The 13040-nt window shown below is 42.3% G+C and carries 10 protein-coding genes; 8 read left to right on the top strand and 2 right to left on the bottom strand.

Translation table 11 applies throughout. The annotated features are described in order from the left end of the window. The first annotated feature begins 7 nt into the window (after positions 1-7). The 6 genes from H3T75_RS00050 (at position 8) to H3T75_RS00025 (ending at position 7095) form a co-directional block, all read left to right on the top strand. On the top strand, positions 8-883 hold the full coding sequence (locus tag H3T75_RS00050) for an isochorismatase family protein (RefSeq protein ID WP_198210707.1): 876 nt from the start codon (positions 8-10) through the stop codon (positions 881-883). 54 nt (positions 884-937) lie between these two features. After that, complete coding sequence (locus tag H3T75_RS00045; RefSeq protein ID WP_198210706.1) at positions 938-2539, top strand: ABC transporter ATP-binding protein; 1602 nt, start codon at positions 938-940, stop codon at positions 2537-2539. Beyond that, on the top strand, positions 2536-4128 hold the full coding sequence (locus H3T75_RS00040; protein ID WP_198210705.1) for an ABC transporter ATP-binding protein: 1593 nt from the start codon (positions 2536-2538) through the stop codon (positions 4126-4128). The genes H3T75_RS00045 and H3T75_RS00040 overlap by 4 nt, the downstream gene beginning before the upstream one ends. Before the next feature lie 63 nt (positions 4129-4191). Then, the gene (locus tag H3T75_RS00035) at positions 4192-4980 is read left to right on the top strand and encodes a 4'-phosphopantetheinyl transferase (protein WP_198210704.1); all 789 of its coding nucleotides are present in this window, start codon (positions 4192-4194) and stop codon (positions 4978-4980) included. Between the two features lie 163 nt (positions 4981-5143). Then, complete coding sequence (locus H3T75_RS00030) at positions 5144-6307, top strand: isochorismate synthase MenF (RefSeq protein ID WP_198210703.1); 1164 nt, start codon at positions 5144-5146, stop codon at positions 6305-6307. A 20-nt stretch (positions 6308-6327) separates the two neighbouring features. Continuing rightward, positions 6328-7095, top strand: coding sequence for an SDR family oxidoreductase (locus tag H3T75_RS00025; RefSeq protein WP_174830691.1), 768 nt, complete (start codon positions 6328-6330; stop codon positions 7093-7095). A 95-nt stretch (positions 7096-7190) separates the two neighbouring features. Here H3T75_RS00025 and H3T75_RS00020 read toward each other — a convergent pair whose 3' ends face one another. Then, positions 7191-7391: a helix-turn-helix transcriptional regulator gene (locus H3T75_RS00020; RefSeq protein ID WP_180214759.1), complete on the bottom strand. Its 201-nt coding sequence runs from the start codon at positions 7389-7391 to the stop codon at positions 7191-7193. 39 nt (positions 7392-7430) lie between these two features. Continuing rightward, positions 7431-8024, bottom strand: coding sequence for a DUF2975 domain-containing protein (locus H3T75_RS00015; protein WP_198210702.1), 594 nt, complete (start codon positions 8022-8024; stop codon positions 7431-7433). A 603-nt stretch (positions 8025-8627) separates the two neighbouring features. Between H3T75_RS00015 and H3T75_RS00010 the strand changes: the two genes are divergently transcribed. Further along, a complete protein-coding gene (locus H3T75_RS00010; protein WP_198210701.1) occupies positions 8628-9563 on the top strand; it encodes a DMT family transporter in 936 nt (311 codons plus the stop codon). 1556 nt (positions 9564-11119) lie between these two features. Beyond that, a partial coding sequence (locus tag H3T75_RS00005) for an ESPR-type extended signal peptide-containing protein (RefSeq protein ID WP_255517917.1) occupies positions 11120-13040 on the top strand: 1921 nt, incomplete at its 3' end.

Below are 13040 nucleotides of genomic sequence, written 5' to 3'. Positions count from 1 at the left end.
AAACAGCATGACTATCAAACAAATCGATGATTATCCGATGCCTGCTCTGGCACAAATCCCGCAAAATAAAACCAACTGGGAAGCTGATACTGCACGCTCTGTATTATTAATTCATGACATGCAGAATTATTTTCTGAATTTTTATCAGCAGGACAGCACACTCATCCGGACAATGATAAAGAATCTGCAAAGTTTGCGCAGCTGGGCGGCTCAGCAACAGATTCCCGTGGTGTATACCGCCCAGCCGCATCAGCAGCATCCTCAGCAACGGGCGCTGCTGAATGATATGTGGGGTGCGGGTATTACTACCGCACCTGTTGAAGAGCAGAAAATAGTTAATGCCCTGACACCACGTCCGGAAGATACCATACTGACCAAATGGCGTTATAGCGCTTTTCAGCGTTCAGATTTACTGGCACACATGTATAACTGGCAGCGTGATCAGCTGATTATCGGTGGTGTTTATGCGCATATCGGCTGTATGCTTACCGCTGCCGAAGCATTTATGCAGGATATTCAGGTATTTTTTGTAGCTGATGCACTGGCTGACTTCTCTGCGGAGCAACACCAGCAAGCGTTAAATTATGTTGCCGGCTGTTGCGGGCAGGTCACCACTACAGAGGCATTGTTGCCGTCAATAAATAGTCTTACTCGTGCATGGCTGACACAAAAAGTTCAGACATTACTGGAAATACCGGAAGAAACCATTAACCCCGAAGAAAACCTGATTCTCTACGGTCTGGATTCTTTACGCATTATGCAGTTTGCCGCAGAACTAAAACGGTATGACATCAATATTGGCTATGATGTACTGGGTCAGCAGCCTTCGCTAAACAACTGGTGGCAGCTCATTGAAAAACAAAATAAAACTGTTTCAGCCTAGAATTGGCTGCAAATAATTAGCCGGACGCTGCATACAGCTTTAGGAACATAAAACATGACTGACTTAAATCTATCCGGCAAGAGCATACCGCCCGCTCTGGCACATCAGTGGCGGGTAGCCCTGCCCGGGCTGATAAGCGGTACACTTGCCGCCGTAATTGCCGGTATCGCTATGCTGGCAGGGCTGTGGTTTATCATTAAATTTATCGATAACATGAGCTGGCGCTGGCTGAATTATGCACTGGTCAGCTGGCTGCTGGCCGCTTTGTTTACGGCCTTGTCCTCATGGCTGGCACATCAGGCAGAAAGCCGCTTTGCGGCGGCTTTACGCCGGACAGTGGCACAGCATTTAATCCGCTTGCCGTCCAATATACTGGCTAAACAGAATGAGCAGACACTTAAACAGCTGCTAACCGATGATGTTGCCAGTTTGCATCATATGCTGGCGCATTTACCCGGTGAGATTGCCGTATTTACGGTTATTCCGCTTTTATCCATCGGCATCCTTATTTATTTTATCGGCATATCGGCAATATGGGTATTATTACCCGGACTGATTGCTTCGGTTTATTATCTCATCATCATACCGCGCATGACCCGGCGTGACGGTACCGCACGCATGCAGGTAATGCTGGATATTATTAATAAGGCCGATGAATATGTACGCGGGATTCCGGTTTATCGTATTTACGGGCAGCATTCCAGCGCATTAACTGCCTATACAGAAGCAACTGAAAAATTTACCCGTAATATGGTGCACTGGGTAGCCAAGGCGGCCACACCGGCAGCCATAGCCACTGCTATGTTACAGGCAGTAGCGACATTTGCCATTGGCTACTGGGTCAGTTATACACAGGACACCACTACTCTGGCTGCCACTCTGTTATTCAGTCTGGCCATTGTGACACCGGCATTACGTCTCGGGCATGGTATTGATTACATCAGAGCCGGACGCGCTGCTGCCAAACGTCTGACCGAATTTTTACATCAGCCCTTATTACCGGCCGGAACCATAAATCATCTGTCGGAGCCGGCAGTATTATCTATGCATGATGCAGTTTTTTCTCAGGAAGAACAGCCGGTTTTACGCAAACTCAGCTTCACATTTCCCGCCGGTGCCATTACCGCTATTACCGGTCCCAGCGGAACAGGTAAAACTACTTTACTCAATGCATTAGCCGGATACATACCATTGACATCCGGAACTGTTCAACTGGGTAAGACCGATCTGTCTGCATTACATGACGACATCCGACACCGGCTGATTCTGTTTATTCCGCAAGGATATGATGTTTTAGACAATACGATTCGTGCCAATCTGGCCTTAACTGCTCCTGATGCCAGTGATGAAGTCATGCAGCAGGCTCTGGCCAGAGCCAATCTGAATCTGGATTTATCAACACCTGCCCGTACCCTGTCCGGCGGAGAAAAGCAGCGTATCTGCATTGCACGGGCTTTTCTCACTCAGGCAAAAATTATCTTAATGGATGAGCCTACCAGTGCGCTGGATGATCAGAATGCCCGGGAAATATTTCAGGCCTTGCAGGAACTGGCTCATACTGCGCATAAAACCATTATCATTGTTACTCACCAGCCGGCTCTGGCCGATAAAGCCGATGCAAAACTGGTACTGGAAGCATTAAGGAGCGAGGCATGAATACAGCAGCCGGCAACAAACACTCCCTTTTTGAAACCATACCAGCCGCCACCAGACCCCGCCTGATTGCTGTCAGCATCGGCTGGATACTGGTTGCCGTACTGGAAGCATGTGCTTACACCATACTGGCTCTGGCTATAGTAAATCAGCAGTCGCCACTGTGGGTAGTGATTAGTGCTGCTATAGCCATAGTGATTACAGTACTGGTTACCCGTAACGGCTTTCTTACCGGCGTACGTCTGGCCGGAGATTTATTTGCCGCACTGGGACGTTCTCTGTCCAGCGCTAAATTATCCTGGTTTAATGACCAGCGCCGTGCGGTTATCAGTAAAACTGCCGGACAGGAAATTCCGAATTTCATGAGCATTCCGGCGCATCAGTTGCAGACCTTTTTACATGCGCCCTGTCTGCCCCTGTTTATCTGTATCGGGCTGGCCTTTGTTGCCGGTACAGGCATCATGTTAGCTGCACTGGCGATGATATTGCTGTCCTTACTATTACAAGTATGGGCACAATATGCTTTAAATAAAACTGATGCACAACGCCATCAGACCGAACTGGACAGCACCACGGCAACCATTGAACTGGTTGAACACCTTACTCTGCTGCGTACAGCCGCAGGATCGGCTCATGCGCTGGATACTATCCAGCAGCGCTGGAGCACTCAGGAAAACCTGCTAAGCAAAATTAACTGTAGTGCAGCCAGTGCAACGCTGATAGCTACTTTAGCTAATGTGCTGCCCATGGCAGGTATGGCGGTTTATTGTATTTTGTCCGCTCAGAACGATGAATACCTGATACTGGCTGTATTATTACTGATGGGGCGCGCCGGCGCACCATTAAGTGCACTGGCTACTGCCGGTCTGAGCATCAATGACTTAATCAGCTCACTGCGCCACTTTCAGCAACTTACCCATCCTCCGGTACTACCTGAAGCAGAAGAAACGCGCACCCCGAAGCATGCACAGTTATCTTTGCATAATCTGAACTGTATCACCGGCTCGACAACCATTAATCAGGATATCCCCGAAGGTGCACGCTTACACGTCGCCGGCGTTAGCGGCAGTGGCAAAAGTACCTTGCTGCAACTATGTCTGCGCTTTGATGATCCGGCTATGGGTGAAATCAGATTAGACGGCATTCCACTGCCTCAACTGTCTTATCAGACACTGACAGACAATATGGCTTATGTGGCTCAGAACCCGATTATTTTTACCGGCACTCTGGCAGACAATATCTGCATCGGCCGTTTTGATGCCAGTGACGCCGAAATCGAAGCTATTGCCAGACAATGTATGCTGGGAACAGTTATCGACCGGACGGATGAAGGCATTCACCAACATGTCGGCCAGCAGGGCTCTGCCCTATCCGGCGGCGAACAGCAGCGCGTAGCCATTGCCCGTGCTCTTATCAAGCATGCGCCGATACTGATTCTGGATGAAGCCACATCAGCACTGGATGAAAGCACGGAACAACAACTGATTGATACTATACTCAGCCAGTCCCGTACCCTGATTTTTGTGTCGCATCGCAGTGCGGCTCCGTGGCAGCCTACCCTGACTCTGGATTTATCGCCGGATATTACATAAACACCAGATATGATTCAGGCAAATACTACTGATTAGCGCCATATCTTAAAATACAGGCTATGCATGTCATTTATATCAGACCCGAGCAGAACAGACTGCCGGAAAGACACTTCTGCCGGCAGCAGAAAATTGCTATTGCCGGTGAATGATTCGCCTGCATTATTCAGTCATCACACAATCAGCATCGGCGATAACACCATTCACCAGATATGCATGCCATTAGCCGACACAGCGGTTTTGCATAAAATTGGTCAGATACATAACATCTTTCTGCCGGACAACATCAGACAAAGCCGGCACAAACGCCAGACAGAATTTATAGCCGGCCGGCTGGCGGCAAAATATGCCTTATTACAGTATGGTTACAGCAACTTTAATCTGAAAACAGGCTCACGGGGACAGCCGCTTTTTCCAGAATCCTTACAGGGAAGTCTGAGCCACACCAGCAATCAGCGCCAATGTCTGGCTATTGCCTGCGTACAGAAAAAACAGCCGACACACCGCTATCTGGGTATCGATATTGAATACCGGCAGCACCAGAGTATTATGAATGAGCATAAATCCACTCTGACCCTGTTTCTCCGGGCGGCCGAATTACGCTATATAACCGAACACAGTACTGACCTGCCGCTGATGGCGCTGCTGCTTTTTTCAGCTAAAGAAAGCATTATCAAAGCATGGTTTCATCAATATCAGAAACTGATTAATTTTACTGATATAGCTTTCCAGTCGTATCGTCATTCATACCTGAATTTCCTGATTGATTCACCGCTTACCCATGCAAATCCGCAAACAGCAGAAGTTTGTTTCCATTGCACAAAAGAAAAAATAATAACCATTGCATATATCTGAAACAGCTTGTGGCTGAATTTTGCCCAAAACAGAAAAATTTTCTGTATTTTTATTATAATTATTGATAATGATTACTATTTGCATTAATATCAACAAACTTACATAGCCTGATTTATCTAGACTTTTCATTACATACAACCCGCATCTGTCTACAGGTAATAAAATGACGATTACAGAATCAAGCGCTGTTTCCCGCTCTCCTATTCAATCTCAGGATCAGTTTGCCTGTTTTGCAACCAGACAGCATCACATCAGTGCCAGACATCTTATCCACAAAATACACATGCCGGTTAATCAGTCCGAATCCTGCAATCAGCAGATTGCCGACTGTTTTAATCACATCAAAGCACAGGGATATGCCAATCCCATTCTTATTGCTGCTATTCCATTTGATACCAGAAAGAACGGCACCTTAAATTTTTACAGTGAATTTAATCAAACTTCACCAGCTCACTTTGAGCACAATACTGCTTCAGCAGGCAAAACAGCAAACTCCGTTATCCGCAAAAAAACATTGGTAGAGCGTCAGGCATTCGAACACAGTGTTCAAACGGCTTTAAGCGCTATGGCGGATAAACAGATGCAAAAAATTGTGCTGTCGCAGGCAACAGAATTTGAATTTGCCCGGCAGTACAGCCCGGAGGATTTACTGAATATCCTTATCCGGCAAAATCCTGATGCCTATAAATTTATGATTCCTGTAGAAGAAGACCAGTATATTTTTGGTGCCAGCCCGGAATTACTGCTATCGCGCCAGCAGCAACAGGTACACAGTAACCCGCTGGCCGGCTCCCGACCGCGCCCGGCCATTCCGGAACACAACAACCAGACTCAGACAGAACTTTATCAGTCGGTCAAAGACAGGCATGAACATCAGCTGGTTATCGATAATATCCGGCATAAGCTCAGCAGCTATTGCTCAGCGTATCAGGCATCAGAAATACCCGAAATTTTAACTACATCAACTATGTTTCATCTGTCATCAGTCTTTCAGGGGCAACTGAAAGCCGATGCGCCCGATGCACTTAATCTGGCACTTCATCTGCATCCCACACCGGCCGTTTGCGGCACACCAACGGATATCGCCAGAGACTTTATTCTCAATCATGAAGGCTATAACCGTCATTACTACAGCGGACTGAATGGCTGGATGGATGCCAGCGGGAACGGAGAATGGGTCGTTACTATCCGCAACGGCTTACTGAATCACAATATTATCCGCCTGTATGCCGGAGCAGGCATCGTTGCAGGCTCAGACGCAGCAGCAGAATGGTTTGAAACCGAAGCCAAAATGCAAACTATGCTCAATGTATTTCAGCAACAGTAACATTATCTGGAGAAACAACCATGCAGCAAGCCATTATCGTTACCGGTGCAGCCCAGGGTATAGGGGCTGCGATTGTTATTAAACTGCTCGAACAGCACTATCATGTTATCGGAATCGATAAACAGCCCTATTCGCCGAGCTGGCCGGTACAACAGATGATTGAAGCCCAGTATCAGACTTACTGGACAAGCATTAGTCAGGATATCACTGCTTTCGAAGAAACCCGTATATTACTCAATACACTGATTAATCAATACAATATAACCGGTCTGGTTAATGTGGCCGGAGTATTAATTCTTACACCATTGCTGAGTGCCACTGAGGCACAATGGCAAACCAGCCTGAATGTTAATCTGCTGGCGCCCATATTCATCAGCCAGCATTTAGCCGCACATTTCCGGCAGCAGCGACAAGGCTGTATTGTTACCGTCAGCTCTAACAGTGCACGCATGGCGCGCACTGAGATGGGTTTATATGCCACCACCAAAGCAGCACTCAGTCATTTCTGCCGCAATCTTGCGCTGGAAGTTGCCCCGTATGTCCGGGTTAATATCGTTTCACCGGGCTCTACCCTCACAGCGATGCAACAACAATTATGGACCGACAACGAACCACCGGCTGGTATAGTGGATGGTGACTTAACACAATATCGTCTTGGCATTCCTCTCAGAAAACTGGCTCAGCCGGCAGATATCGCCAATACCGTTTCTTTCCTGCTCTCTGAAGAAGCAGCACAGATCACTATGCAGGAAATTGTTGTAGATGGCGGAGCAACACTGGGCGTCTGATTCGCTTTAAAGAAAACAGATAAAATACGATTTTTATTTTAGTTTTTCTTATGAGTAAAATATGACAATGCGCTAATGAAACGACATGATAAAGGTTATAATGTCGTTTCCGAGTGATTATCTTTAATATATTCCAATATATCAGCCGGCTGGCAATCCAGATACTGACAGATTGCCTCCAGCGTAGCCAGCCTGATGCCTTTTACTTTTCCCTGTTTAAGCAAAGACAGGTTTTGCTCGGTAATACCAATAGCAGCAGCCAGCTCTTTTGATTTCACTTTCCGTTTAGCAAGCATAACATCTAAATTTATTCTAATCGGCACATTAAACTCCTGTTAAATAAACTGCTTATTTTCTTCTGCAATCTGGCATGCTTTTTTTAGTATCTGACCGATAATCATAATACTGATAGAAGGGAATAACAGAATTAAATCACTACTTTCAAATGATATCGAAATATACCGATCCGGAAAATGATTATTAAGCGTTAAGATAAACGATAGCAGAGGCTCTGAGAGCAATTGTAAAACTTCCCAAATCACCAAAGCTTTACCAAATGCATAACAGTAATTTGCTGATTTCACAGAAAAATAATCTGCTTTACTGTAGCTTAGAAACAGCAATCTGAGCTGAACGAAACCATAAGCCAGAATCGCAATGATTATGGTATCAATTAAGGTAGCAGAAACTGCCTGCCATAAAGAAAGTTTGGATATATCAATATCAGCATTACCATCACCCATACTATGGGTAATAAAAAATGAATATCCCCCGGAATTCAGTCCGATATTATGAATATCAAAAAAATAAAATAATAAAGGAGATATCATGCCGATACCGATACAGAATATAGGAATCAGGGTTAACTGAGACATTAATTTGCAATAACGGTTTAATCGGGAATGTGTTTCAAGCCTTACAGTGTTCATGTTTAGTACCTTTTTATAAAAATATAAAAACCAGGCATACAATATCATGTAAATGTAAATTTAAAAATAAAAAATTAAAATAAAACAATAATAATTTATTATATAAAATTAATTATTATAATTATTCATCAACCAGATAAGACAACAGCCGGCTTTTATGTCTAAAGTGAACTAAGCCTGTTCCTTGCTGATACAGAATTAATCTTCAAATAACCATTAAACCGTTACAGAATAAAACAATCATTTAAGTGGTCGGTTGCATTATCAAATGTTATAAAAATAATCAGCACCGGCGATGATAAATATATTGCTTTGACATAATTGAAATAAAAACCAGATTAAAACCAGTAAAAATATTTTTGCTCAGACTTCTATTCAGTAAATACAAATTCAGAAACCGAGAGATGGGACGGGCAATCAAGAATTCTTAAAACTATAAAAACAGACTTGTTAAACAGTATAGAATATTGGCTTTAGCATATGATTATTTAATTATCGTGTCAGATAGCTACATGTTTGAATGAATGATCGGAACCTGATTCCGAGTTTAGTCAGCATATTCGAAATCTGCCATGTGGAAAGATTTATCGGAGAAAGTTCATAATGCCTAAAGCCTTAGCCGGAATTTTATTTGCACTATCAGCAGCCGCACTAAATGGTTCTATAGGTATTATCAGTAAATTACTGATGGCCAGTGGATTGAATCCTTATGAAATAGCGTTTTATAAAACATTTCTGGCTTTGGTTTTTGTTTCACTACTCTTGATACGTACTCCATTTGCCCGGCAAATTCAGATAGTTGCCCCTGTATCAGATAATAATATAAAAATCTGGATGCATATTGGTCTGTGTGCTCTGTTTGGAATATTTACTTTGTTTTTCTTTGAAACAATCGCTTACGGGCATGGCAGTGCGGCGAATGTAGTCGTGATACTCATGGCTTCAGCTACGATAGCTGCATTAGTTTCCGGCTGCTTATTATTAAATGAAAAAATTAAAATATCAGCCGTTTCCGGTGTTGCTGTTGCAATCGCCGGCATTAGCGTTATTTCATGGTCTGGGCAGGCCTCATTATTATTATTGATATTTGCCAGTGCCGCAGGAGCCGGTTACGGGCTGTTTAGTGTATTGGTTAAGAAATTCAGTTTACATGGTGGTATTTATCTGACCAGATTTTTATTATTGTTTGGTCTGATCTATCTGGCTATACCCTATTTAGCAACCTTCCGGCAAAACCCTTTTGATTTTCACTGGCAAACCGTCACAGGGCTGATAGCTTTGGCCATTTTACCTACTATTCTGGGATTTTACTGTACTACCAAAGCACTTGGTTATTTATCCGCTGCTCAGGTTCAGGTAACTGAATTAGCTGAGCCAATATTTGCCATGCTGATGGGCTGGCTGATTCTGTCTGAATTACCTGACTATGCTTTTTTCCTCGGTGCTCTGTTAATTATTACCGGTATTATGCTGATTAATGATGTATTGGGTTTATTAGAAACTTATTTTTTTAAAAGAACAAAGATCAGCAAAAGGTAATCACTCTTTTGTTAGTTATCATATCCTGGATAAAAAAATCTGCAATGCTGATACCTTGGCAGAAAATACACTATTCATAATTCCACCTCTAATATATTTTTTATTGATGTTTTATACCATTCACTTTTATTTATCACCCTGAAAACTAATTTTCTTTAAAGATAAAAGACAATCTATAATAGAATTAATTCAGTCAAAAAAACTAAACCAGTTGATTCATTCTAATATATATATATATTAATTTTGATTTGCAGTGTACAGATTTAATAGATTTCTCCCGCCAGAATTAAAACTCGTTCTAAAGAAATCTGAAAAGTTACACTTTTATAATATTAATTTATGCTATTACATATAAGATATTGAACCAAACGGAGCGGTTTAATATCATAATGCTGATTATCTAAATAGCATTATGATATTGATAAACGTATGGATACCTCATTTAATATACTACATGGAACATTAAACGAACTTAATGATATATCATAACTTTTCTCTGAATATCGAGAATTTTATGGTATTAAGGATTGTCATTCTGAATCAAAATAATTCATTAAAGAAAGATTGATAAACAATGATTCAATCATTTTTCTAGCCTACGATAATTAAACAGCATATGGTTTTATACAGTTATATTTTTCATATTCTTCTTTAGTTATATCACCCACTATCATTTTGAATGATTTATATATTATAAAAAGCCACAGAAGATGCGGTGTTGTCACCCAATTAATGGAAAACTAAGAAACTTCACTAATAATTCTGCATATAACGGCATCTCATTATGCACATCAAACGATAACTTCAAAGCCAGAGCTCTGTATGAAAAGTCAGGTTATAAAATTGATGATCAATTTGTTTACTATTTTTTAGAGCCAGATAAGAAATGAGATATGAAAATTTATGATTTAGCCGGCTAATTTGTTCGTCTTACTTTCTTATCTCTGCTGATTTGGATTTAAATTTTCTTAAATCCAAATTATTTTTTATCTTTTTTGATTTCTCCTGTAATCGACACACTGCAATAATATACGTTTTAAATAATTTGCATATATCAAATATTTCTTTTTCTATCATTCACAGCCATAAAATGGCATTGTTCACTGTTTCTCTCTCATTTTTATTCTTTATTTTTATTCTTTATTTTAATTTTTACATTAAATTCTTACATTTAAAGTTAATTATAAATAAGTACATTTATATTTTTTCATGTTAATTCTATATATTTAATATTAATTATTCAGTTTGCTCATACCTTTGTATTAAAAAGTTACAAGATTAAGTTAATCATTTATCTATTCTGAAAATATTAATAATTAATAATTAAGAATTTATAAGCTTTTATTTTTCAAGCGTAATCTTTTTCATTAATTGGATTTAACGCTGGGTAAACCTTTGTCATTGTTTATTCCGGAAGATTATTTCCTGAGTCGGCTATCTGCTGATACAGCCGTCAAGATAAGCAGATATTTTAAAGCCGGGTAAGCAGATTCAAATTGTAGTACAGGGGGTTGGATTGTTGGTTTTGTAACTTTAATCAATCAGGAGAAAAACCTATGAACAAGGTTTATCGGAATGTCTGGAATGAAAATACCCAAACATGGGTAGCCGCATCAGAGCTGGCGAATAGTAAAACCAAATCAAATACTGTTTGTGAACAATCAATAGTTAAAAAAATTATTAATAAGCTAGGGCTGAAAAAAATTGTCAGTGTAACAATCACAGCGCTGATTTTAGAATGGCAGGCAATTGCTCCAGTATATGCAGCTAATGCGGCAATTGTCGGCGGCAATAACAGCGGTACAGTTTGGCCTGGTGGCGGCTATCAATATGGCGGCCATGGTAGCATGGTATTCTCGGGTGATGACGACCATTGTGGTGCAGACAGAGTTAATGGTCGCAGAACCGTTTCAGACGGCATTACAGCAAAAGATGAATACTTACGTTTCATTAGAAATACTGCGTTTGGAACCAGTCATCCATACGGAAGCGTAACTTCTAACAAAGCAGAAGCATGGAGTGATGAAGGTAAGACCGATGGCGGAACCGGTTATCAGGCCGCCCCTACCGGCGGTGATAACAATGCAATGCCTGTAGCTTATGGTATTTATTCTTTTGCCTATGGCTGCGGTTCTTACGCTACCGGGAATTATTCCACTGCATTCGGAGCTAACGCAACTGCAACTGCGGGCGGAGCAATGGCTTTCGGCGTAGCATCTCTGGCTTCCGGCGCTGCATCAATTGCCTTTGGTATAAGCTCTCAGGCAACTGGTATTTCCAGTGTGGCTCTGGGCTCTATGGCTTCTTCAAATGGTACCGGCAGCGTAGCAGTTGGTTTAAGCAGTGCTGCAAATAAAGATGCAGCGGTTGCTTTGGGTGCCGGTGCAACTGCATCCGGTAACAGCAGTGTGGCAGTCGGTAATGCAGCACAGGCAGTTGGCGATCAGAGTATCAGTATTGGCGCGGGTAATCAGGTCAGCGGGCGTAAATCCGGGGCAATCGGCGGTGTACAAAGCAATGCCATTTTCAAGGATGGTGAAATAATTGCAGCCCAGAGCAACCCAACCAATATTACCGGTAACAACACTTATTCTCTTGGTAACGAAAACGGCACAATTGCTGTTGATGATTCTGGTGTTTTCGGTAATAAAAATACCATTAGCGGTACAACTGAAGGCGTAAATAATATCCGTATTGTTGGTAATAACAATACTGTTAGTTCAGCCAAAGATTTGGTTTTTGGTAATGATAATACTGTTAGTTCAGCCAAAGATTTGGTTTTTGGTAATGATAATACCGTCACGGCCACTCGTGGCCTGATTCTGGGCAATGATAACACGGTTAATGCCGATCGTGGCTTAATTATTGGTAATAACACAAGTACAGGTGCCAATGCTACTGATGCAATTGCTATTGGTAATTCTGTCAGCGTTAGCAATGCCAGTGGTATTGCAATAGGTACCAATGCTACGACTATTGTAGACACAGGTGTCGCTCTGGGCAGCGGATCAGTTGCCGATATTGAGAAAGGAAAAACCGGCTTTGACCCTACTGGTACAAATTCTGCTGCGAATAATCCGACCTGGACCAGCACCGCAGGTGCTGTTGCTATTGGTAATGCAGGCAGCGGAATAACCCGTCAGTTAACCGGTCTGGCAGCAGGTACAAACGATACCGATGCGGTGAATGTGGCACAGATGAAAAATCTGGCCAGTGTTACAACCACTGGTTTAAGCTCGTTGTCTACTGCTGTAAGCAAAGTCGGTGATATGAGCAATGTTAATAGTAATATCAGCACACTGAACAGCAATGTTTCTGCTTTGCAGTCTGATGCACTGCAATGGAAAAACAATGCCGATGGGTCTGGTGCCTATGATGCCAGCCATGGTACTAATCAGGCGCAGAAGATTACTAATGTGGCTGCCGGTCTGGTGGAAGACGGTTCTACTGATGCAGTTAATGCCAGCCAGCTTTATC

The sequence above is a fragment of the Snodgrassella sp. W8135 genome (genome assembly GCF_016101225.1).
Taxonomy (GTDB): Bacteria; Pseudomonadota; Gammaproteobacteria; order Burkholderiales; family Neisseriaceae; genus Snodgrassella; species Snodgrassella alvi.
This window is presented reverse-complemented; position numbering and strand designations above follow the sequence as displayed.